The sequence below is a fragment of the Acetobacterium wieringae genome (assembly GCF_001766835.1).
Lineage (GTDB): Bacteria > Bacillota > Clostridia > Eubacteriales > Eubacteriaceae > Acetobacterium > Acetobacterium wieringae.
In genome coordinates, this window is the sequence record NZ_LKEU01000046.1 from 1 (window position 1) to 21,721 (window position 21,721).

The 21,721-nt window shown below is 48.4% G+C and carries 23 protein-coding genes and 1 pseudogene; 20 read left to right on the top strand and 4 right to left on the bottom strand.

Features of this window, described 5'->3' with window-relative positions; translation table 11 throughout:
• Positions 1 to 278 (bottom strand): annotated as a pseudogene (locus ACWI_RS18675) (transposase); the annotation flags it as partial.
• A 561-nt stretch (positions 279 to 839) separates the two neighbouring features.
• Between ACWI_RS18675 and ACWI_RS17000 the strand changes: the two are divergent.
• The 9 genes from ACWI_RS17000 (at position 840) to ACWI_RS17035 (ending at position 7,192) form a co-directional block, all read left to right on the top strand.
• Positions 840 to 1,394 (top strand): AlbA family DNA-binding domain-containing protein, encoded by a 555-nt coding sequence (locus tag ACWI_RS17000; RefSeq protein WP_070372644.1) that lies wholly within the window; start codon positions 840 to 842, stop codon positions 1,392 to 1,394.
• Between the two features lie 6 nt (positions 1,395 to 1,400).
• Positions 1,401 to 1,700 (top strand): hypothetical protein, encoded by a 300-nt coding sequence (locus ACWI_RS17005; RefSeq protein ID WP_070372645.1) that lies wholly within the window; start codon positions 1,401 to 1,403, stop codon positions 1,698 to 1,700.
• Between the two features lie 57 nt (positions 1,701 to 1,757).
• Complete coding sequence (locus ACWI_RS19150) at positions 1,758 to 1,928, top strand: hypothetical protein (protein ID WP_175440977.1); 171 nt, start codon at positions 1,758 to 1,760, stop codon at positions 1,926 to 1,928.
• Between the two features lie 26 nt (positions 1,929 to 1,954).
• Positions 1,955 to 2,206 carry an ATP-binding protein gene (locus ACWI_RS19575; RefSeq protein ID WP_423230217.1) on the top strand — a complete coding sequence of 84 codons (252 nt, stop codon included), beginning with the start codon at positions 1,955 to 1,957 and terminating at the stop codon, positions 2,204 to 2,206.
• Positions 2,207 to 2,243: 37 nt separating this feature from the next.
• The gene (locus ACWI_RS17015) at positions 2,244 to 2,699 is read left to right on the top strand and encodes a VOC family protein (protein ID WP_070372647.1); all 456 of its coding nucleotides are present in this window, start codon (positions 2,244 to 2,246) and stop codon (positions 2,697 to 2,699) included.
• A gap of 105 nt (positions 2,700 to 2,804) precedes the next feature.
• Positions 2,805 to 3,290 carry a flavodoxin family protein gene (locus ACWI_RS17020; RefSeq protein ID WP_070372648.1) on the top strand — a complete coding sequence of 162 codons (486 nt, stop codon included), beginning with the start codon at positions 2,805 to 2,807 and terminating at the stop codon, positions 3,288 to 3,290.
• 181 nt (positions 3,291 to 3,471) lie between these two features.
• Positions 3,472 to 4,314: a GNAT family N-acetyltransferase gene (locus tag ACWI_RS18680; RefSeq protein ID WP_084633804.1), complete on the top strand. Its 843-nt coding sequence runs from the start codon at positions 3,472 to 3,474 to the stop codon at positions 4,312 to 4,314.
• Between the two features lie 48 nt (positions 4,315 to 4,362).
• Entirely contained in the window at positions 4,363 to 4,974 is a 612-nt protein-coding gene (locus tag ACWI_RS17030; protein ID WP_070372649.1) for a GNAT family N-acetyltransferase, read from the top strand.
• A gap of 280 nt (positions 4,975 to 5,254) precedes the next feature.
• On the top strand, positions 5,255 to 7,192 hold the full coding sequence (locus tag ACWI_RS17035; RefSeq protein WP_070372650.1) for a sensor domain-containing diguanylate cyclase: 1,938 nt from the start codon (positions 5,255 to 5,257) through the stop codon (positions 7,190 to 7,192).
• 107 nt (positions 7,193 to 7,299) lie between these two features.
• Here the strand turns inward: ACWI_RS17035 and ACWI_RS17040 are convergent, their stop codons facing one another.
• From ACWI_RS17040 to ACWI_RS17050, 3 genes are all read right to left on the bottom strand, one after another.
• A complete protein-coding gene (locus ACWI_RS17040; protein ID WP_070372651.1) occupies positions 7,300 to 8,289 on the bottom strand; it encodes a uroporphyrinogen decarboxylase family protein in 990 nt (329 codons plus the stop codon).
• Between the two features lie 213 nt (positions 8,290 to 8,502).
• Entirely contained in the window at positions 8,503 to 9,276 is a 774-nt protein-coding gene (locus tag ACWI_RS17045; protein WP_070372652.1) for a triose-phosphate isomerase, read from the bottom strand.
• 7 nt (positions 9,277 to 9,283) lie between these two features.
• Complete coding sequence (locus tag ACWI_RS17050) at positions 9,284 to 9,733, bottom strand: RpiB/LacA/LacB family sugar-phosphate isomerase (protein WP_070372653.1); 450 nt, start codon at positions 9,731 to 9,733, stop codon at positions 9,284 to 9,286.
• Between the two features lie 214 nt (positions 9,734 to 9,947).
• Between ACWI_RS17050 and ACWI_RS17055 the strand changes: the two genes are divergently transcribed.
• From ACWI_RS17055 to ACWI_RS17105, 11 genes are all read left to right on the top strand, one after another.
• On the top strand, positions 9,948 to 11,972 hold the full coding sequence (locus ACWI_RS17055) for a sigma 54-interacting transcriptional regulator (protein ID WP_070372654.1): 2,025 nt from the start codon (positions 9,948 to 9,950) through the stop codon (positions 11,970 to 11,972).
• A gap of 155 nt (positions 11,973 to 12,127) precedes the next feature.
• Positions 12,128 to 12,523: a dihydroxyacetone kinase phosphoryl donor subunit DhaM gene (dhaM, locus tag ACWI_RS17060; protein WP_070372655.1), complete on the top strand. Its 396-nt coding sequence runs from the start codon at positions 12,128 to 12,130 to the stop codon at positions 12,521 to 12,523.
• Between the two features lie 156 nt (positions 12,524 to 12,679).
• Positions 12,680 to 13,687 (top strand): dihydroxyacetone kinase subunit DhaK, encoded by a 1,008-nt coding sequence (locus tag ACWI_RS17065; protein ID WP_070372656.1) that lies wholly within the window; start codon positions 12,680 to 12,682, stop codon positions 13,685 to 13,687.
• Between the two features lie 137 nt (positions 13,688 to 13,824).
• Positions 13,825 to 14,466, top strand: coding sequence for a dihydroxyacetone kinase subunit DhaL (dhaL, locus tag ACWI_RS17070; RefSeq protein ID WP_070372657.1), 642 nt, complete (start codon positions 13,825 to 13,827; stop codon positions 14,464 to 14,466).
• A 173-nt stretch (positions 14,467 to 14,639) separates the two neighbouring features.
• Positions 14,640 to 15,362 (top strand): glycerol-3-phosphate responsive antiterminator, encoded by a 723-nt coding sequence (locus tag ACWI_RS17075; protein ID WP_070372658.1) that lies wholly within the window; start codon positions 14,640 to 14,642, stop codon positions 15,360 to 15,362.
• A 45-nt stretch (positions 15,363 to 15,407) separates the two neighbouring features.
• Positions 15,408 to 16,055, top strand: coding sequence for an SGNH/GDSL hydrolase family protein (locus tag ACWI_RS17080; RefSeq protein WP_070372659.1), 648 nt, complete (start codon positions 15,408 to 15,410; stop codon positions 16,053 to 16,055).
• A gap of 70 nt (positions 16,056 to 16,125) precedes the next feature.
• The gene (locus ACWI_RS17085; RefSeq protein WP_070372660.1) at positions 16,126 to 17,664 is read left to right on the top strand and encodes an amidohydrolase; all 1,539 of its coding nucleotides are present in this window, start codon (positions 16,126 to 16,128) and stop codon (positions 17,662 to 17,664) included.
• Positions 17,665 to 17,680: 16 nt separating this feature from the next.
• Positions 17,681 to 19,168: a glycerol kinase GlpK gene (gene glpK, locus ACWI_RS17090; RefSeq protein ID WP_070372661.1), complete on the top strand. Its 1,488-nt coding sequence runs from the start codon at positions 17,681 to 17,683 to the stop codon at positions 19,166 to 19,168.
• A 114-nt stretch (positions 19,169 to 19,282) separates the two neighbouring features.
• Positions 19,283 to 20,089 carry an amino acid ABC transporter substrate-binding protein gene (locus ACWI_RS17095; protein WP_070372662.1) on the top strand — a complete coding sequence of 269 codons (807 nt, stop codon included), beginning with the start codon at positions 19,283 to 19,285 and terminating at the stop codon, positions 20,087 to 20,089.
• Positions 20,090 to 20,185: 96 nt separating this feature from the next.
• The gene (locus ACWI_RS17100) at positions 20,186 to 20,848 is read left to right on the top strand and encodes an amino acid ABC transporter permease (RefSeq protein WP_070372663.1); all 663 of its coding nucleotides are present in this window, start codon (positions 20,186 to 20,188) and stop codon (positions 20,846 to 20,848) included.
• A gap of 9 nt (positions 20,849 to 20,857) precedes the next feature.
• Positions 20,858 to 21,652, top strand: a complete 795-nt coding sequence (locus ACWI_RS17105) for an amino acid ABC transporter ATP-binding protein (protein ID WP_070372664.1) — start codon at positions 20,858 to 20,860, stop codon at positions 21,650 to 21,652.
• Positions 21,653 to 21,721: the final 69 nt, after the last annotated feature.

The window sequence follows — 21,721 nt, forward strand, 5'->3', positions numbered from 1 at the left end:
AGCAGTTCCAGTAGAAATGGAAGGGCCAGCTGAAACCCGGAGTGGCAGAAAGAAGGCAGGATACTCACGGTCTTACCGCAATGAATACAGTAATGGCGTTGTACCGGAATGGAGAAGACATCCTCATGCCAGATTACATGTCGGTGATAGATACCATGAAGATGGAGCCGCCTGCGGGTGAAACAATGAGGGCAGCTGTCAATGCGGACTCTTTCCGTGGTGTGGAATTCGTTGATGTAATCCAGTGGGTGTTCAGAAAAGTGTTCCAGGTGAACCATGGTTGATGCTTCCTTAAAGTGCATAATGATTAATCATTATACCATAGTTAAAAAGCCGGGTTTAGCTGGAATAATTTGATTAAATCAGGACTGTTTTGACACTTATAATTTGCTAATTAACAACAAGATCCACCCGGATAGTGTCAGACATGATCAAAAGCAGAAGACGTGCCTGTAACCAACTTATACTAAAAATGCATACGAAGCCTATGACGAAATTATAAACTTCAACCCCAATGACGTAAAAGACTTTTTGAAAGCCCACGAGTTAATGACACAGGGCTTGGTTGAGGAATCTGGAAAGTTTCGAAGCGACCGCAATACTATGATACAATCGAAGCGGCAAGAAAATCGAATGATTCCGGCGTGTTTATTGAATTCACGCTATCCGCTGTTTTAGATACCATCGTCGAACAGGACAAGCACCAAGTAAAGCACCAAGTCGATTTAACCGGCACCCAGATAGACGTTTTGAAATCGCTTCAAGATAAAACGTTGTCGCATAAAGTGGCCCCGGGGCCAGGCACCACTTAACTAATGAAAATATAAATGAGGTGAACGATGAAAACAGAGCTAAAGAAACTACTAACGGCAGAATCAACCGATGTCGATTTTAAAGTTTCATTGGAAAAGGCAAAACCGAAGAGCTGGTTGAAAACGGTTGTTGCTTTTGCAAACGGCATTGGCGGTAGCATTCTGTTTGGCGTGGATGATGATCGCCAAATTATCGGCTTGGACCATGTTCAGGCGGATGCCGAAAAAATAAGCAACCTCATAAAAACCAAGGTTGATCCACTCATTATGTTTTCACTGAAGCCGGTCACCATGGAAAACAAGGACATTCTGGTTCTGGAGATTGCAGCCGGGAAAATGACCCCTTACTATTATGTCAATGAAGGGACAAGAACCGCATACGTGCGAATTGGTAATGAAAGTGTCGTTGCACCGGCGTATATCATTCATGAGCTGATGTTAAAAGGCCAGCGGCTTTCCTTTGATGCACTGTCAACCAATGAAAAGTTCAGCGACGCCAGCTTTACCCTGTTTAAATCCAATTTTTATAAAGCCACCGAAAAAAGAATTGAGGCCGGAAAGATTACATATCCTTTGGAATGATTGATCATGAAAAAACAAACAGGTGATGAGAATGAAGATTTCAGTGATGTGCAGAAACGAGCGGATAATGAGCGGATAATGAGCGAATATGAGCGGATAATGAGCGAATTAAACCCGAATGAAAAATTAATCGTTGAATACCTGATAAAAAATAAAAAAATAGTCAATCAGGAGGCAAGTTCATTAACCGGGTTATCACCGGCCCAGGTAAGACGGGTGTTTGTTTCATTACAGCAAAAACAAATTATCGAGGCCGTTGGAAAAAGCAGAGGTCGATTTTATCAATTAGCTCAGTCAGAGCTTTAAAATAGCGTCAATAACGAAAAAAAGGGAGACATCAGAGTTCAAGGGGACGAAGGTTTTGTGCACTATAAAACAAGATCCACCCGGATGGCATCAGACATGATCAATAATTCAGTCAAGCAGTTGCCGATCATCCATCTGACCAGCCGCCAGACCGAGTCCCAACTGGATCAGTTCATCATCGGTACAATCAGGGAGAAAGCCGTTAGAGCCTTTGGCGCATGCCCTTAACGTTTTAGTTTAAGAAACCGATTCTGATCCCCAAGAATCCTACCATTGCCCGATTCTTTAAGGAAATCGGACTGGTGGACGAACTGGGATCGGGTATCCGCAATACCTATAAATACTGCAAAATCTATTCCGGCACCGCACCCATTTTTATCGAGGGCGATGTGTTCCGGACGATTATCCCCTTGTCCATGGTAGCCGGTGACCAAGCTACCCCTACTGCTGAGAGTAAGGGACAACCGTTTCATTTGGCCAGTACCGCAAAGGTGGATGTTTTTTGAAGCCGTTGTTCATGCGGCATGGCGACGAAGGAGAATCATGAAGATAAAATTTACCCATACCAATATTATTGCCAAAGACTGGGAAAAGCTCTCGTGGTTTTACCAGGAAGTTTTTGAATGTGTGCCCGTCCCGCCAAAACGAGATCTGCAGGGAAACTGGATCGATCAGCTGACGGGAATCCGGGGGGCGCATATCCGGGGCGAGCATCTTTGTTTACCGGGCTATGAAAACAGCTTGCCGACGCTGGAAATATTTTCCTACGACGATTGGGTCGATGGGGGATTACCACAAATTAATCGGACGGGTTTGGGGCATCTTGCCTTTGAAGTCGATGATCTCGATAAAATGCTCAAAAAAGTGCTGGCGGCCGGAGGGGGTCAGATTGGCGAGCGGATTGTCGCGGACTATCCCAATCAGGTGGTGGCCACCTTTGTTTATGCCACCGATCCGGAAGGCAACATTGTGGAACTGCAGAATTGGGGTACCCGATAGACAGGCACCCATTCCCCTGATGCCGGTCACGTCACGTAATGTCGAACCAACGGAGAATAAATAACGGTTGAAAAAGAAATACAAAGTAAAAAATGGAGGAATGCTATGGGAAACGAGAATCACACCGCCATCGTCTATTTTTCAAAAGATGGGAATACCCGAAGCGGCGCAATGCGCTTAAATGAGCGGCTCGGCGGCAGAATAATCGAACTGCGGGAACAAAAAAAAGGCAACTTCCTGCAGGCGCTTTTTAAAAAAGGCTCCAAACTGCAAGGCGAGCCCTGGCAGGAAATCGCAACGGCGCAGGACGTCTATTTAATGCAGCCGATTTGGGCAAGTAATGCCGTACCGGCGATGAACGCCTTTCTTAAGCAGGCCGATTTTTCAGGGAAACGGGTGACCATCATCACCTTTCAGCAATTTACTGATCTGAGAAACAGCGACAAGGTTCATGAGAGTATTGCCGCAGCGGTTAAAAAACAAAACGGGCAGGTCATTGGAACCTATGCCTTTGTTGGCGGGAAAATGGGCCACTGTGCAGCAAAAAATTTGATTGATGAACAGATCGATTCAATGATCTTCCCGGGCTGAAGACGCACAGGCGCTAGCTGCCACAGTATCCGCTGGGTGTCAGGAACACTTAACTTACGCACAAAACGACACCACAGATTGGGACTGTAAGCACCAACATCGAATGCGACCTGTAACACGTGTATGTGGGGCTGTTGAATGCCATTTAATTTAAAGTATTTATAGAATAAAAGGAGTTATCATGTTTTCACGAACCTGGCATGGAATTGTGCCGCTTAAAATGCGGGCGGCGTTTGAACAATATGAATATCAAACCGGTGTTAAAGAGTCCCTGGCGATCCCGGGCAATCGGGGTGCTTTTTTGAAAATCGTCGAGCAGGAGGATTTTGCTCATTTTTTTCTCTGCACAAAGTGGGATTCAATGGCCAGCATGATTGCCTATGCCGGGCAGGAACCATTGATTGCCGTGACCTATCCTGAGGATGAACACTATGGATTGATCTCTGATCCGATTGTGATCATTCAGGAAGTCGCAGATGACAGGAATCCGTTTGCCGCCCAGGATGATATCGGGGGGCAAAGTAAGGAAAAAAGCCCGATCCAAGGCAAAAACCCCGCAATCACACCGATTACCTATCGCAGCGGCGATGAATCGCTGCTGGATGACATTAAGGAGTTGTGGGAAGCGCTGAACCGGCATCACCGCGATGCCGCCGTGAATTTTAAAGCTCACTATGAAGCCTTTACGTTTGCGATGCGCAAAAAAAATCTGCTCACGAAGGCCCAAAATGGGCGGCTGCGAATCGAAATTGCAGTTGATCCAAAAACTACTCAAAATGTCGGCTACTGCATTTCCCGGGTTGAATGCTCCGGTGATGCGGAGATGGAATCCTTATATGTCCAGGACGACTATCGGGGCCTCGGCCTCGGAGAGACCTTGCTTGGTAATGCCATTGCCTGGATGGATGAGTTGGGGGCCCATACCAAGTCCGTGTCGGTGGCCGTCGGCAACGAAAAAGCCTTCAGCTTTTATGAGCGCTTTGGCTTTTATCCCCGAAAAACCCTGCTGGAGCAGATAAAATAGTACCCGGAGCACTTAACTCATGTCAAACAAAAATACGGAGGAATGCAAATGTTAAATGAAAATGAACTAAAAACCTATACCCAATTGATGAAAACCCGTTTTATGGAAGATCCGGGGGTGATCTTTCAGGTCAATGGTCTTGATCGGGCCGACCTGTTGATTGAAGCTCAGTTTGCAGGGCAGATTCAGGCTTTCATGGTACAAAATGCCGTCCAGGTACTGCCTGATGGCCAGGGGCTGCTGATTGGTTACGCAACCCGGGAATGGCCCGAAGAACGGCTGACCCAGGTGATGCAGCAATCCGCCCAACAACTGCTGGCGGTCGTGAATCCGGAGGAATTGCAGCTGCTTTCCGATCGGGCGGTCTGTCAGACCCAGATCATTCCGTCGAATTGGCATCTCGCCTATGGTGCCACAGACGTTTATCATCTGCTGGTCATCGCCACTGACAAGTCCGCACGAGGTACCGGGGCTTTCAGAAAACTGCTGACACCGGTGCTAAAAAAATGTGCGGCCAATCAGGAGCCGATGGTACTGGAGACCTTCAATCCCGACAACCTGCCGATTTATGAACACTTTGGATTTCAGTTGATGGAATCGCATCGATCAGATGATATCGGCCTGACCTGTTACTGCATGATGCGTTCAGCGGAAAACTAAAACAAGTCGGGTGGTCAGGAAGCACAAAAATCGGCAACCGGAAAGGAAGACCGCAGCCAACGCACCTGCCCTGATGACGGCCGCCAGCGTCATAATGGTAACGGTGCCGGGTTGCTGCTTCACAAAAACCCGATTTCTGAGGCATTGCAAACGATCCCGTATTTTGATATGATAAACTATACATTTTTGCGCCGAGACAGTTATTAAGGGCATCATAGTGAGAATTACTGTATTTCTGGCAGGGGCTATACAGACAACAGATCAACCAGGAAGACCGGCGTTGCGAAAAGAAGCAACCATTAACAAGAAAAGAGACTGTTTAAAAATGATTAATAAAATCATTTCGATCAATCAGATTGAAACACTGAAGAAATGGCTTCAAACAGAAGAAGTAAAAAATCAGACCAAGCGCTCGTTGTCCGTCTTCGCACAAATATTCTCAGCCCGGAGTGATCCCCAATGGCTCACAGAAATCGAAGCTGCACTTCGGGTTGTTGCACCGCAAGCGGTAATTGTCGGAAGCTCGACCATGGGGGAAATTGGCGAGGGGCGGTTACTCACCAACACCACCGTCATTTCCCTGGTATTTTTTGAAAAGACCGGCGTGCAGGGTTTTTTAGTAGATACCAAAAACCAGGACGAAGCCCTTGTCGGAAAACGCTTATCAGAAAAAATTGAAAGCAACTGTCAGCAGATTGCCGGGGTTTTGCTGCTGGCAACCTCGTCATCAATGGATGTGTCTCATTTTCTCAAGGGTTTTTCGGCGGGCAGAAGGGGAACCTATCCGGTCTTTGGGGCTGGTGCCGGCGTTTACGAAGGCGAGCAGAAACCCATCGTCACCTTGAATCATCATTTCTCGTCAAGCGGGGTCGTTGCAGTGGTTTTTACGGGTGATGACATTGATATTGTGGTGCATACGTATTTAGGATGGGAACCCCTGAGTAAAGAACTGACACTGACCGAGACGGACGGCTTGTGGTTAAAAACAATTGATAATCAGCCAGCTTTTGAGGTGTACCATCGGTATCTGAACATTGAAGATGATGAAAACTTCTTTTTGAATGTGCTGGAGTTTCCCCTGCTGGTCGAAAGAAATGGGGTTGTCTACGCCAAAACGCCGAATGAAGTCAAGGATCATCACGACATAAAATTTATTGCCGATATCAAACAGGGCGAATCGGCCCGGATTGGCTACGGAAATCCGGCGATGATCATTCAAAATGCCAGGGCTATTCAGGATCGGGTTCAGGCCTTTCATCCGGAAGGGATTTTTATCTATTCCTGTACCTGTCGTCGCTTTCTGCTTCAGAATGAGGTGGAGCTGGAAACCAAAGCATTTCAAACCATTGCCCCGTCAGCCGGTTTTTATACCCATGGCGAGATTGTCTCTCACGAAGAAACAGTGATGTTGCTTAATGCCACCATGGTGACGGTGAGTATGAAAGAAGGAGTAGGTAAACCGCCTGAAGCGGTGCTTGAAACAGGGCCGACGGAACTACGAACCGGCCAACCCTGTAACCGCCGGGATAATCGGATGATTGCCCGACTGGTCAAATTTTTCAGCCGGGGCAACGCTGGAGGGGGCCGCAAAGCGGCTGAAAATGGGGGTGAAAAGCTGAGCGCTGAAGCCATGGTCGATCCCTTTAACCGCCAGAACAATCGCATTATTTCCCAACTCGTTAATTTTATTAAGGTGGTCACAGCGGAATTGGAGCAGGCCAACCAGGAGGCCAGACTGCTGGCTGAGCGGGATTATCTCACCCAGGTCTACAATCGCTTAAAAGGCCATGAATTCCTGCAAAGTGAAATCGCCCGGTGTAACCGGTATGGTCAGGAATGTGCCATTATGATGATAGATGTCGATTTCTTTAAAAATGTCAACGATACCTACGGCCACAATATTGGCGATGCGGTTCTTGTTCAGCTGGTAAAAATACTGACCCGGGAAATCAGAACCGTTGATGTGTTGAGTCGTTGGGGCGGCGAGGAATTTCTGCTTATTATGCCACAAATTGATGCACAAGGGGCAATATATGCGGCGGAACGGTTACGGACTGTTGTTGAAAAGACCTTGTTTACCCAGGGCCTCAGACAGACCGCCAGTTTTGGCGTAGCCACCTATAAACCGGGCGAGTCGCCGGAAGCTTTTATTGACCGGGCTGATAAAGCCCTTTACGAAGCGAAACAACTGGGCCGAAACTGTGTTGTGTCAAAGTGAGGGCAGCCATAAAACAGCCGGAGGTGCACAACGAGGTAGGGTATTGTGCACACTCCGGCCTGATAAAAAAGCGCTGCCGATTGCGCTGTCGCTTGCCTGGCTTTCGGTTAAGCGACGGGGTTATTTCGGGCGTATTCCCGGCCGTAGTTTGCCAGCTCGTCCATGACAATGCCGTTGTTCCATTCCCGGAAGCAGATGCCGTTGGGGATCGACGGATAGAAACGTCCGCCAGGACAGTAGCTGTCAACCGCCCGACGCACTTCGGCCCGGATCTGCTCTTCTGTGATGTTTTCGACATCGATCTTGGGCCCGTCAATGCCGCCGACCATGGCCAGTTTGCCCTGGGTGATGGCCTGGATTTTGACGATATCGTTCTGGGCAATGACGCCCTGCCAGATGTCAACGCCTATCTCCACCAGATCACTGACAATTGGTTCCAGAATGCAGTCGGCATGGTGCATGTAGATCATCCCGCAGTCATGGATGGTGTCGGCGATTTCCTGCTGCAGCGGTTTGATAATCTCCCGCCAGACCTTCGGGGGTAGAAACAGATTCTGTTTGGTACCCCAATCATCATGATAAAAAATGATATCCGGCTGGGTTTCTTCGGCCACTTTGCGGATATAGGCCATCTTATGATCGGCAATCACCCGTAGTAGGGCTTTCATTTCGTCGGGATACTCCAGATAAGCCATCAAGGCATCTTCCATCCCCAGCAGAAAATGACTGCGTTCAAAAAGTCCCCCCGGGTAGAAGAAGCAGGCCAGTTTTTCGTTTCGGTCGATTTGGGCGGCCGCTGCCCGGGCCGTGCTCCAGTCCAGATTGTCAAGGGAGGGGACAGTCAGCTGTTCTTCCCATTTTTCAATATCCGTAATGACCACATTATCCCGGGTGATATGGGGATGGGGCCCCGGTGCACCCGGCAGGAAAACCCGTACGGTTCCCCAGGAATCCTGATATTCCTGACCATCCTGAGGGAGCAGGGCATCCCGAACAAAGAAAGGATCAGGAATAAACTCGACCGCAGCCATCAAATCGCCGTAATAATCGGGTTGTTGGCCACGATACACGGCCATCACGTTTTCTCTTGGATTCATCAAAAAATTCTCCTCGCATCATTAGTAATTAGTAAACGATTGCAGCGCTACTGTGGTTATGTTTTGCTCCGGTGCAAACGTCACTGGCGTTTGCACAAACATTAAACATGTTTAAAATATACCACGGATGATTTGTAAAATCCAGCATTTTCTGAAAAAATAAAAGATACCCCTTCGGGTATCTTAAAAATCAGGATTCGTTTGTAAAAAGGCTTAGCGCAGCACATCGCTTACCGATGCCATCAGTGCTTCAAAAAGATCCGGTTCCCAGGCGCTGCGGCCGATGAAGAGGCCATCGACATTGTCAAGCTGGGCGTATTCACTGGCGTTGTTAATATTAACGCTGCCACCGTATAAAAGCGGCACATCGTTTCCGGCGGGGCCATACAAGGAAAGCAGCACGGAGCGCAAAAAGTCGTGGATCTCGTTGACATAGGGGGTTTCGGCGGGAATCCCGTTGACGCCAATGGCCCAGATCGGCTCGTAGGCAATCCAGAATGTGCCGATCTGATCGGCAGAAATGTCCTTCAGGGCCACCTTCAGCTGTTTGGCCAACATTTCCCGAGAAATGCCATAGTTGCGGTCACTCATTTTTTCGCCAATACAGATCAGTGGCAGCAGCTGGTGTTTGAGGGCGGCCAGGGCTTTCAGGTTGACGGTTTCGTCGGTTTCATTAAAATACTGGCGTCGCTCGCAGTGGCCCAGCTCGACAAGATCCAGGCCGATTTCGGCCAGCATCACAGGCGAAATTTCACCGGTGAACTGACCGGCATCCTCATAGTGCATATTTTGAGCCCCCAGTTTGAGGGTGCTTTTGTTTAAATCAAGCAGTTCTCTTAACTTCCACAGGTGGGTGTGTGGGGGAATGATAAAAAACTCAAACTGCGGGTATTTGGTAATAATTTCGGAAACGGCTAGGGTATAGTCGGTGGCCTCAGCCAGAGTTTTATTCATTTTCCAGTTGGTTCCCAGTAAAAATTTTTTCATGGTCGGCCTACTTCAGATAGGTTTTTTCCAGAGTCCGCATTTTTTCAACTTTTTTGGTTGAACCGCCGCCCTGGAATTCGCTTTTTAACCAGGCTTCGGCGATCATTTTGGCCAGTTCCACGCCGATTACCCGGGCACCCATGGTTAATACATTGGCATCGTTGCTTTTAGCCAGCCGCTCGGCTGAAAAGACATCATGACAGGTGCCGGCAAAAACCCCGGGAACCTTGTTGGCCATCATGGCTACCCCCAAACCGGTGCCACAGAAAATAAAGCCCCGGTCATATTCTTTGTTTTTGATGGTTTCGGCCAGGTTAAAGGCAATTTCCGGATAATCACAATCGTGAGTTGCAGAATAGGCTAAATCGGTGACATCGTAACCAGCCTTTTTCAGGTAGTTAAAAATCTCATTTTTAAAATCAATGGCAGCGTCGTCACAATCAACAGCAATTTTCATGATGAACCTCCTCGGTTTTGTTTTTTGGAAAAGATATTTTACATTATGTAAAAATGTCTTTCCCTTAAGGTAATTCGTTTTTGGATACGTTATCATTATTGCACAGAGTTTTGGGTTTGTAAAGTATAGAATCATTTGCGCGAAATAGAAATTAAGTAAAAGTGAATGGAAAATATGACAGAATGTCGGCCCATGAAAAGACAGGGAGGTTTTGATGGAAAAGACCCAGCGGATTATCATAAAAAATAAAAATGGCTTGCATACCCGGGTGGCGGCGATGGTTGCCCGGCAGTCCCAGAAGTTTGAAAAGATCTGGGACTGCCAGCTCTATTTGCGGCGGATTAATTCTCAGGAGGGGGTGCCCTGCAACAGTGTGTTGCCACTGGTTTCCCTGAAAGTTAAAAATGGCGAGATGGTGGAAGTGTATAGCAGTGACAGTGGCAGTGAGGAGGCGGTGTTCCGGCTGGCGTCGTTTCTGGGCCAGACGCCCGAGCTGGAAATACCGGAAACCGAAGCCATTGACAGCATCCTCCAGGAAAATACCCTGGCCAGTGAAAAGATTTTTGAAAGCATCAATAACGGTCTGATCGCCATGGACAGCAATGGCATCATCAATATTTTCAACCGGGCAGCCGAGGAAATCACCGGCATCAAGGCCAAGGATATTATCGGAAAAAAGGGTGATGAATGGGTGCCCAACTTTAATCTCAACGACCTGCTCCATTCCAAGTGTGAAAATCTCGGCTTGAAACACAAGATCGGCAACAAGTGGGTCATTACCAACAAGAGTCCCATCATTGTTGATGAAGAGGTGGTTGGCGGGGTGGTGGTGTTTCAGGATATTTCCCAGCTTGAGGAGCTGTCCTGGGAACTCCACAGTGTCAAAGAATTAAAAGAAAAATTCAATAACATTCTTGAAACCGTCGACGATGGCATCTGCATGATTAACCGCTGTCGGGAAATTACTTATGTGAACCACCCCTTTGTCAAAATGTTCAAGAAGGAAGGGACCCGGGTTCTAACCAGAAAGATTCAGGAACTCTTTCCCAAAGAAAAATTCGGCGATCCGTTTTTTGCCGGAAAAGAGGAGATCATTCTTTCCACCACCGACGGCCGGGAGTTTATCATGCATGCCCGTCCGATTATGATCGATGCCAAATTCAGGGGCAATGTGGTGGTCGCCCGGGAGTTGACCGAAATTGCCAAGCTGGCTGACCGGATTGAACTGCTGTCTCAGAAAACCCAGTATCTTCAGGAAGAACTGGCCAAAAAAGAGGGGCTCAATCAATCCTTTGATAACATCATCGGCAAGAGTGGCGCCCTGATTGAGAGTCTGACAGTGGCCTCAAAGGCCGCCCGAACCGATGCGGCGGTGCTGATCCGGGGCGAAAGCGGCACTGGTAAAGAACTGGTGGCCCGGGCCATTCACCGGGCTGGCGCCCGGAGTGATAAGCCTTTTGTAGGGATGAACTGCGCCGCCATCCCCTCCAATTTACTGGAAAGCGAATTGTTCGGCTATGAAAAGGGGGCCTTTACCGGCGCTTATAAAGAAAAACGGGGCAAGTTTGAAATTGCCAGCGGCGGTACGATCTTTCTTGATGAAATCGGTGATATGGACAAGGCCATGCAGGCCAAGCTGCTGCGGGTGCTCCAGGAGCAGGAAATCGAACGCATTGGTGGGGTTAAGCCGATCAGAATCGATGTCCGGGTGATTGCCGCCACCAACAGCCCCCTGGAATCGATGATGCAGGAAGGCAGCTTCAGACGGGATCTCTATTATCGCCTCAATGTCATTACCGTAATGCTGCCGCCGCTAAGGCAACGGAAGGGCGACATTCCCCTGCTGGTGGAATATTTTACCGAGAAAATCAGCAAAAAATATGATCTGCCCAAATGCGCCATCAGAAAAGATGCCCTGACCGCCCTGGAAAACTATCACTTCCCGGGAAATGTCCGGGAACTGGAAAACCTGATTGAAGGGGGTATGACCCTGTCAAATAACGAGTGGATCACCATTGCGGATTTGCCCGCCTATCTGTGTGATCAGGGAAGTGACCTAAACTGTCGGGAGAAGACGTTTTCATCGGATGGGGATGATCTCCCCACCTTTGCGGAAATGGAACGGTGGTTGATCGAACAGGCCCTGAAAAAACATGGCAGTTTCCGCAAAGCCGGTCAGGCACTGGGTTTGGATCATAAAACAATTTCTAAAAAAGCGGATAAATATCAACTCAAATAGAATTGGCACGTTATTTGCTATTACTAGCTTTCAGAATACCTGATAACACGATTCACCGTGGCATTAAAACAGAGAGCTGATAGATAATTCTGGTTACAAAGAGAAATTTGCCACGTGACAATGGAATGGGTAAATAAGCGAAAGGAGGAAGAAAAATGACAGGCGTAATTATTGTGTCCCATAGCGAAAAGCTGGCCGAAGGGCTGCGTGATATTGTGATGGAAATGAATGACGGCAGCGTCGATGTCATCGCAGCTGGTGGCGCTGACGGTGGTCGGATTGGCACCAATACATTAAAAATCAAAGCGGCGATTGAATCACTTACCAAATGTGATCATATTCTTATTTTTGTCGATTTGGGCAGTGCCGTTTTGTGTAGCGAAACGGCCATCGAAATGCTGGATGATGCGATCCAGGAAAAGGTTCATATTGTTGATGCCCCGTTGGTTGAAGGGGTTATTGGTGGTGTGGTTCAGGCAACCATCTGCAATGATCTGGAACAGATCATTGCAACCGCGAAAGAAGGGGCGACCCTCAGAAAAGTGTGTTAAAAAAAACAAAAAATGGGTAAATAATACCCGGGCGGGCAGAAAATCCCCGGAGTCCGGCAATGAAATAGTGTCAAATGGCTAGGTAACGAGTATTTATTTTGGCATGGTTCTTGCTTTTAAGAAAACGTATACAAATTATTTTTTCAGGAGGATGAAATGAAACGATTAATCAATGATCCCTATGATGTAGTAGAAGAAATGCTGGCCGGTTACGTAACGGCCCACAAAGATCATGTGGTTTTGGATCAGGCATCAGAAGCCCAGGGCCGAGTGGTCGTCAGCAAAAGCGCCAAGCAAAAAGATAAGGTTGGCGTGATCATCGGTGGTGGCTCCGGTCATGAACCGTTGTTTTTGGGGTATGTGGGCAAAGGCTTTGCTGATGCGGCGGTTATTGGTAACATTAATACCTCTCCATCGCCTGATCCTTGCTATGCATCGGTTAGAGCGGTGGATACCGGAAAGGGTTGCATCTATCTTTACGGGAACTATGCCGGTGATGTCATGAACTTTGATATGGGTGCTGAAAAAGCCGACGAAGAAGACGGCATCCGGGTCGAAACCGTATTGATTACTGATGATGTTATTTCTTCAGAGAACATTGAAGATCGTCGGGGGATTGCCGGAGATTTCTTTGTCTTTAAAGTAGCTGGAGCCAAGGCGGAAATGGGCGGTGATTTAGATGAAGTGGTCGCTGTTGCTAAAAAGTGCAACGATGTTACCCGCACGATGGGTGTGGCGATGTCCTCAGCCACCCTGCCATCTAAAGGCGGCCCGATTTTTGAAATGGAAGACGGTGACATGGAAATTGGCATGGGTATCCATGGTGAACCTGGGGTTCGTCGGGGCAAAATTGAACCAGCGGACAAGGTCATTGACCAAATTATGGCACCAATTCTGGCGGATCTCCCTTATACAGCTGGCGATGAAGTATACGTCCTGGTCAATAGCCTCGGCGCCACGCCGCTGATGGATCTTCATATCTGCTTCCGTCGGGTTGCCGAGATCCTGGCAGAAAAGGGTATTACCATCTACAAATCCCTGATCGGTTCCTATGCTTCCTCGATGGATATGGCTGGCATGTCGGTCACCCTTGTCAAGCTGGACGACGAGATCAAAGAATTATTGGATTATCCCTGCGATACTCCTTATTTTAAACAGTTTTAAGCCCGAATCCCAGAAAAATAAACGATCAAAATCTATTCTTAAATAACAATTTCTTAATAACATAACCCTAAATCTTAATAACAAACCAAATGGGCGGTCAGAAGACTGCCCATTAATCCATTGTCAGGAGAAAGAATATGAGCGATTATATCTTAAATAAAGACTATTTTATTGCAGTCATTGAAGACCTTATTGAAATGGCAGAAGAAAAAAAGGAATACTTCATTCAATTGGATTCCGCCATCGGCGACGGCGATCACGGCATGAATTTAAGCATTGGTTTTCGTGAAGTCAGTAAAAATCTGGAAGAATGGAAATCAGAAGATATTAACACTATCTTTAAAAATGCCGGGACAGCCTTGCTGGACAAGGTTGGCGGAGCCGCTGGTCCATTGTATGGGGGCTTTTTTATGAAGTTTGGTCTACCGGTCAAGGGCAAAGATGAGGTGACCTTCGATGAATTCATTGAGATGATGGAGTCTGGTGTGGCCATCATCGAAAAGCGTGGCAAAGCAGTGGTTGGCGATGCAACCATGGTTGATACCCTGCGTCCGGCGGTTGATGCCATGAAAAAAGCCTATCACGATGACGGGTGCTCCCCCAAAGAAGCGATGAAAATAGCCATGGAAGTTGGGGCTCAGGGATCCGACTCAACAGTGCCACTGATTGCCAAAAAAGGTCGAGCCATGCGTTTAGGTGAACGGGCCATCGGTCATCGGGATCCGGGATCAGCCTCCAGTGCGGCGATGCTGGAAATTTTCTATAAACACATGCCATAATCCTTACAGCTGCTTCGTGTAAATATAGCAAATCGACCTTGACAATATCGCGGAATAAGCATAAAATAAAAGATGGTAAACCATTACAAAAGAATACCAACAGGGCAAGAGTTTAAGAGATGTCCGTATGATACTGTGGTGCGTCACGCCGGAATGTCCGGCTGTGCCCCAGTATGATGCGGACTTTTTTCACGTTTGAAATAAGTGCCGGAAAAAACCGGGACAATCGCCGGAGGGCGGCAAAAGCCCAAGGAGCAAAAGCGATCAGGCAACGGGGCGTGGAACATCGGGAAGTGAGTACTGAGAAAGGAATGCCTGTGGAAACAAAAAATACAAACAAGTCATTTAAAAGCAAACCGGTGATCCCCTCGGTTCATCAGCGCAAAGAACTGCTTTATGCCATGGCAGAAACCGGGGCGGATTGGATCATGCTTAAATTGGGCGATGTCAACACCCTGCCACAACTGGTAGGGCATATTCATCGTTTTGGGAAAAAGGTGATGGTTCACCAGGATTCGATTAAAGGAATTGCCCGGGATAAAATGGGTATCCAGTATATGGCAAACTGCGGTGTTGACTGCGTCATTACAATGAAGGCACCCTGTGTGAAATATATCAAAGAGGCCGGTATGTTTGCCGCTTTCGGATTTTTTGTCATTGATTCTGATGCCTGCCGTAGTGGTTTAGCGAATATCAAAGAACAACAGCCGGATGTGGTTATTCTGATGCCGGGAACCATCCCCCGGCAGCTTGTCCGGGAGATAAAAAGTGAAGCCACAACACCCATCATCCTGGGCGGTTTAATGACAACCGCCGAACAAATCGCCGGAGCCATGGCCATTAGCGTGGCAGCCGTCGCTACCAGCAATCCGGATTTATGGAATCTGGAAACCTGAGGCTTTCTATTGGTATCAAAAATTTATATAAATGGAGGAAAATTCATGAAGAACGTAATGATTTTTGGCGATTCAAACACCTGGGGATGGGATCCATCCAATGATCTGGTTGACGTGATTAAACGCTGGCCGGATGAGGTTCGCTGGGCCGGAGTACTTCAGCAGGAACTGGGTGGTGATTACAAGGTGATTCCCGAAGGACTAAACGGTCGAACCACTGTATGGGATGACCCGATTGAAGAATACCGCTGTGGCAAGCAGCATATTATCCCGCTGCTGGATAGTCATGCGCCGCTGGATCTGGTGATTATTATGATCGGCACCAATGATTTAAAATGCCGTTATACCGTGACGGCTCAGGATATTGCCAATGGTGCCAGTCTGATTCTCGATAAAACTCTGGCCCAGGTTGGTGCTTTTGGTCCCGATGGTCCAAAGGTTCTCTTTATTGCGCCACCGCCTCTGGGTCCCATTGAAGATGGCATCTTTAGCGTGATGTTTGCCGGAAACCGGGAAAAATCAATCGAGATGGCCAAGTTTTATCAGGGTGTAGCGGAAAGCCGGGGCGTACCTTTCTTTGATGCCGCCACGGTGGCCAAGGTCAGTGCGATCGACGGTCTTCATCTCGGCGCCGATGGTCATGCCGCCCTCGGCAAAGCAGTTGCCGCCGAAGTTAAAAAGATCCTGGAGTAAAGAAAAATGGCGGCAGCGATGCCGCCTTTCTGAATTAAACCATGGCGTTAAAGGGAAAAAGGAGGCTGCTATGGAAAACAAATTGGCCCTGATAAACGGTATTGGGGTGACCATGGATGCGAATCAACCGTCGTGCCAGGGCATTTATATAAAGGATGGCGTCATCGAGAAAATCGGAGCATCTCCGGCAATAAAAAATCTGGCAGCAGGCGAAGGGGCGCAGATTATCGATCTGGGTGGCAAAACGTTTATCCCGGGGCTTCACGATTGCCACGTGCACATGATGAGCACCGGCTTGTCGGCCATTGGGATTAATCTTTATCATTGCCGGGCGGTTAAAGAGGTGCTGGAAACATTGGTAAAGGAACAGACAGGTGATTCCAGCGAATGGATTTTTGGCTATGGTCTGGATGAATCCCGGCTGGTGGAAAAAAGACCGCCCACTGCTGCCGAGCTGGATAGCTGTTTTAAAGAGCGACCAGTATATCTGGTGGATCGGGGGCTGCACTATACCCAGGTCAATACCATCGCCATGGAATTGATGGCCATTGGCGAAGCCGAAGACGGACTCGGTCGGGATGCCGCCGGGAATTTATCAGGTCGGCTGCACAGTCAGGCCAACAGCCACGCCCGGAAGTATTTTTTTGACAAGATGAGCTGGGCCCAGCGGGAAACGGCCATCCGCCATACGGCGCAAATTGCCGCAGTCATGGGGGTGACCACCATTCATGCCATGGAAGGTGGCGATCTGTCTTCGGATTACGACATTCCGGTGTTTTTAAAGATCATCGACGAACTGCCCATTCATGTGGTGCTCCATTGGTGCAGCACTCGAGTGGCGGATGTTGTCGCCCAAAATCTTAAAATCATTGGCACCGATATTCTTCTGGATGGCTCAATTGGTTCCCGAACGGCAGCTTTTAAAGAAGCCTATTGTGATGATCCCACCTCGGTGGGCGAGCTTTTTTTCTCCGATGAATGGGTCACTAGCTACATCGAAGCCGCCCACCGGGCTGGATTGCAGACCGGCTTTCATGCCATCGGCCAGCGGGCCATCACGCAGGTATTGAATTGTCTGGAACAGGCTCTTGCTAAGTTTCCGATGCCGGATCACCGTTTCCGGATTGAACACTTCGGCTTTCCTGATGAAAGCGACATAAAACGGGCGGCCGCCCTGGGTGCCGTGATTTCTACCCAGCCAGCCTTTACCTATTTGCGGGGCGGCCCCGACAGTGTTTATGAAGAACGGGTGGGGCCAAAACGCAATCGTCGGGCTTATCCCCTGCGGGAACTGCTGGATGCCGGTTTGGTCGTCAATGGCGGCTCCGATTCCAATGTCACCCCCATCAATCCGCTGTTGGGCATCCATGCGGCGGTCAACCCGCCCTATTCCGGGAACGCCATCAGTCCCGCCGAGGCGCTGCGACTCTTTACTATTGATGGCGCCTATACGGCCAAAGAAGAAAAAATCCGGGGCAGCTTGAGGGCTGGCAAAGCCGGGGATATTACGGTGCTCAATCAAAATCCATTGGCGGTGGCACCGGAAACGATCAAAGAAATTGAAGTGGCAATGACGATTTTTAAGGGTAAGATCGTGTATCAAAAATAAAGAATGGAGAAAGACAATGAAATATATTTTAGGAATTGATGAAGGCACCACCGGCGTAAAGGTCATGATTTTTGACAAAGCGGTCAATATCATTTCGCAAGCTTACTCGGAATTCACCCAACACTTTCCCCAGTCTGGCTGGGTTGAACATGATGCCAATGAAATCTGGGCGGTTACCCTAAAAATGGTGGGCGAAGCCCTGCAAAATGGTAACATCAAACCTCAACAAATTGAAGCGATTGGGATTACCAATCAGCGGGAAACCACTGTGTTTTGGGATAAAAATACCGGTCAGCCGGTTTGTCGGGCGATCGTCTGGCAGGATCGCCGCACCCTGGATATCTGCGAAGGCCTGGAAGCCAAAGACGGGGCTGGGATTGTCGATCGCACCGGGATGATCATTGTCCCCAATGATGCGGCCACCAAAATCCGCTGGCTGCTGGATCACGACCAAAAGGTCAGAACCGGCGTTGATAAGGGGGAACTGCTGTATGGCACTATCGATACCTGGCTGGTCTGGAAGCTGACCGGTGGCCAGGCTCACGTCACCGATTATTCTAATGCCTCCGTGACCCTGCTGCAAAACGCCCGAACCCTGGACTATGATGAGTGGATTTTAAAGGAACTGGCGATTCCCCGGGAAATTCTACCGGAGCTGCGAACATCCAGTGAGGTTTATGGCCTGACTGATCCGGAGGTTTTCTTTGGTGTTGCCGTGCCAGTGGCGGGAATCCTGGGCGATCAGCAGGCGGCGGCCTTTGGTCAGGGCTGTCTGGAAAAGGCAATGGCCAAAAACACCTACGGCACCGGTTCCTTCATGGTGATGAATACCGGTGATAAATATGTTCCCCCATCAGACGGCGTTTTCTCTCCGGTTTTGTGGAGTGCCAAGGGCCGAACCGATTACGGTCTGGAAGGAATGGCCGATGTTTCCGGGGCGGTCCTCCAATGGTTGCGGGACGGCCTGGGGATTATTGACGATGCCAAAGAGGCTGAGGAATTAGCCCGGCAGGTTGAGGACAGTATGGGGGTTTATTTCGTCCCGGCCTTTGTCGGTTTAGGGGCACCCTATTATGATTCCTATGCCCGAGGCACCATTATCGGGATCTCCCGGGGAACCACTAAACAGCACATTGCCCGGGCGGCTCTGGAGTCGATGGCCTTCCAGGTCAAGGATGCCTTTAATGTGATGGAAAAGAAGTCCGGCTTTAAACTGACCAGACTAAGAGCTGACGGCGGTGGTGCCAAAAGTGATTTTTTGCTGCAGTTTCAGGCAAATATTTTAGGGATTCCGGTGGAACGGCCGGTCATCACCGAAACCACCACCCTGGGAGCCGTTTACGCCGCCGGGCTGGCAGTGGGCTACTGGGACAGTTTTGAAGAAATTGGCCAATTCTGGAAAATTGAAAAACGTTTTGAACCGCAAATCAATGATTCCAAACGTCAGGAATTATGCGGATTCTGGGATAAAGCCGTGAACCGGTCAGCCGGTTGGCTAAAATAATCCAGGGATGATTTCTGGCATTATCCTAAAAATTTTGATGTAAAGGACTAGCAATGCACAGTGATAAAGTGTATAATAGCCTCAGATTATATTAGGAAAAGAGGACTAAAAGGAATGAAAAAAAGAAGTATACTTGGCCTGATGCTGGTAGTCGTTCTGGTTGCCGGATTATTTGCCGGTTGCAGCAGCACTGCTAAAAAAACTGAAGACAATGCAAACAATGACGACAAGACCTTTGTGGTCGGCTTGGATGACTCCTTCCCACCAATGGGCTTTAGAGATGACAAAAACGAAATTGTTGGTTTCGATGTCGATCTGGCCAAAGAAGTTGGTAAGCGAATGGGCATGGAAGTGGTTCTGCAACCGATCAACTGGGACACCAAGGAACTGGAACTGGATTCCGGTAATATCGATGTCATCTGGAATGGCTTAACCATCACCGACGAACGTAAGCAAGCCATGGATTTCACTGCACCCTACCTGGAAAATGATCAGGTGATTGTAGTCAAAAAAGATTCTCCGATTAAAACCAAAGCCGATTTAGCCGGTAAAAATGTTGGGGTTCAAAAAGGTTCTTCAGCTTATGATGCCTTTACAGCTGACCCGATCAGTAAAGAGGCAGCAGCCTTAAATGAATACCCGGAAAATGTATCGGCCCTGAGCGATCTGGGCATTGGCCGAATCGATGCTGTTGTGGTAGACTCCATTGTCGCCCGCTACTACATTACCTCTGAAAATGCCGAGTTTGTCATCTTAAGCGAAAGCTTATCACCCGAACTGTACGGCGTGGGGATTAAAAAAGGCAATACCGAGCTACTGACTCAGGTTCAGGATGCTCTGGATGCGATGATTGCTGATGGCACCGCCGCCACCATTTCGACCAAATGGTTTGGTGAAGACATTATCTACAAAGCAAACTAACAGAAAACAATCAGTTTTTAGAAATCGGATCGTTTCGATCCGATTTTTTTATGACTGGTGATACCATAACTTTAATTCATTCCTCAGGAGAAAAAAATGTCAGATTTTTATATTTATTTATCAAATATCACCGTGCCGATGTTGCAGGGGATGGTGATTACGCTCAGTGTTTTTGCGGTCACCATTGTCTGTTCGCTGCCGCTGGGTTTTATGTTTACCCTGATGGCCCGAAGTCGGATAGCGCCGGTTAAATCATTTGCCAAGGGTTATATTTATGTGGTCCGGGGGACACCGCTGTTGCTCCAGATCATGTTTGTTTATTTTGGCCTGCCGCTGCTGCCGGTGGTGGGAGACTACCTTGTGTTTGAACGCTTTACTGCGGCCTGCATCGCCTTTTGTATGAACTATGCGGCTTATTTCGCAGAAATCTTCCGGGGCGGTCTGCTGGCCATTGATAAGGGACAGTACGAAGCGGCTAAAGTGCTGGGGCTGACCAAAATAGAAACGATGACCCGGGTGGTGATCCCCCAGATGATTCGGGTCTGCTTGCCGGCGATCAGTAATGAAACCATCACCCTGGTCAAAGACACCGCCCTGGTCACGGTTATTGGGGTAGCGGAGATTCTTCACTATGCCAAAACCTCAGTTAACCGGGATGGCGATACCTTTGCTTTTCTGGTGGCGGGAGCCCTGTATCTGCTGATCAATTTTGTGATCACGATGGTGTTTAAAAAGCTTGAAAACAAATACGAGTTCTAGAGGAAAACGATGGAAATTATAAAAGTCAATCAACTCAATAAAAGTTTTGGGAACAATCACGTCTTAAAAGACATCTCGTTTACCGTCAATAAGGGCGATGTGATGGCCATCATCGGGTCATCCGGATCGGGTAAATCGACACTGTTGCGTTGCCTGATTGATCTCGAGAAGGCTGACAGCGGGGACATCATCATGGAGGGGAAGCCGCTGCTAAAAGATGGCGTCTACCCCAGTGCCCCGGAGATCCGCACCATTATCATGAAAATGGGGATGGTCTTTCAGCACTTTAATTTGTTTCCCCACCTCACCGTTCGCCAGAATCTGGAACTGGCGCCCAAGGTCGTCAAAAAAGAAGAAGTGGTTGCGATGAATACCCGTGCTGAAGCCTATCTTAATAAGGTCGGCCTATTGGATCGGATTGATGCCATGCCCTCGACCCTGTCCGGTGGAGAAAAACAACGGGTGGCCATTGCCCGGGCGTTGATGATGAACCCCGATATTCTGCTTTTTGATGAACCGACCTCGGCTCTGGATCCGGAACTGACTGGCGAAGTATTAAGCGTTATGCAAAGCCTGGCCAACGAGCACATGACGATGGTGGTGGTGACCCACGAAATGGGTTTTGCCCGGGAAGTCGCCAACAAGGTGGTCTTTATGGATTCGGGAACAATCCTTGAAGAGGGGACCCCGGAAGATATTTTTATCCATCCCAAAGAAAAACGCACCCAGGCATTTTTAAGCAGCATCCTGCGCGATCAGAAAAAGAAAGCCCCCAAAAAATACCGGCTCAAAAAATATTGTTGAGCCAATTGTAAAAAAGTCCGAAAAAAAGCCTTCCGTCAGTGAGCCGGAAGGCTTTTTGAATGCAAAAAT

Bases quoted from the DNA above. Each gene is read 5' to 3' on its own strand.
- ACWI_RS17000 (WP_070372644.1), top strand. From the start codon at position 840: ATGAAAACAGAGCTAAAGAAACTACTAACGGCAGAATCAACCGATGTC.
- ACWI_RS17005 (WP_070372645.1), top strand. From the start codon at position 1,401: ATGAAAAAACAAACAGGTGATGAGAATGAAGATTTCAGTGATGTGCAG.
- ACWI_RS17015 (WP_070372647.1), top strand. From the start codon at position 2,244: ATGAAGATAAAATTTACCCATACCAATATTATTGCCAAAGACTGGGAA.
- ACWI_RS17020 (WP_070372648.1), top strand. From the start codon at position 2,805: ATGGGAAACGAGAATCACACCGCCATCGTCTATTTTTCAAAAGATGGG.
- ACWI_RS18680 (WP_084633804.1), top strand. From the start codon at position 3,472: ATGTTTTCACGAACCTGGCATGGAATTGTGCCGCTTAAAATGCGGGCG.
- ACWI_RS17030 (WP_070372649.1), top strand. From the start codon at position 4,363: ATGTTAAATGAAAATGAACTAAAAACCTATACCCAATTGATGAAAACC.
- ACWI_RS17040 (WP_070372651.1), bottom strand. From the start codon at position 8,289: ATGAATCCAAGAGAAAACGTGATGGCCGTGTATCGTGGCCAACAACCC.
- ACWI_RS17045 (WP_070372652.1), bottom strand. From the start codon at position 9,276: ATGAAAAAATTTTTACTGGGAACCAACTGGAAAATGAATAAAACTCTG.
- ACWI_RS17050 (WP_070372653.1), bottom strand. From the start codon at position 9,733: ATGAAAATTGCTGTTGATTGTGACGACGCTGCCATTGATTTTAAAAAT.
- ACWI_RS17055 (WP_070372654.1), top strand. From the start codon at position 9,948: ATGGAAAAGACCCAGCGGATTATCATAAAAAATAAAAATGGCTTGCAT.
- dhaM (WP_070372655.1), top strand. From the start codon at position 12,128: ATGACAGGCGTAATTATTGTGTCCCATAGCGAAAAGCTGGCCGAAGGG.
- ACWI_RS17065 (WP_070372656.1), top strand. From the start codon at position 12,680: ATGAAACGATTAATCAATGATCCCTATGATGTAGTAGAAGAAATGCTG.
- dhaL (WP_070372657.1), top strand. From the start codon at position 13,825: ATGAGCGATTATATCTTAAATAAAGACTATTTTATTGCAGTCATTGAA.
- ACWI_RS17075 (WP_070372658.1), top strand. From the start codon at position 14,640: ATGATGCGGACTTTTTTCACGTTTGAAATAAGTGCCGGAAAAAACCGG.
- ACWI_RS17080 (WP_070372659.1), top strand. From the start codon at position 15,408: ATGAAGAACGTAATGATTTTTGGCGATTCAAACACCTGGGGATGGGAT.
- ACWI_RS17085 (WP_070372660.1), top strand. From the start codon at position 16,126: ATGGAAAACAAATTGGCCCTGATAAACGGTATTGGGGTGACCATGGAT.
- glpK (WP_070372661.1), top strand. From the start codon at position 17,681: ATGAAATATATTTTAGGAATTGATGAAGGCACCACCGGCGTAAAGGTC.
- ACWI_RS17095 (WP_070372662.1), top strand. From the start codon at position 19,283: ATGAAAAAAAGAAGTATACTTGGCCTGATGCTGGTAGTCGTTCTGGTT.
- ACWI_RS17100 (WP_070372663.1), top strand. From the start codon at position 20,186: ATGTCAGATTTTTATATTTATTTATCAAATATCACCGTGCCGATGTTG.
- ACWI_RS17105 (WP_070372664.1), top strand. From the start codon at position 20,858: ATGGAAATTATAAAAGTCAATCAACTCAATAAAAGTTTTGGGAACAAT.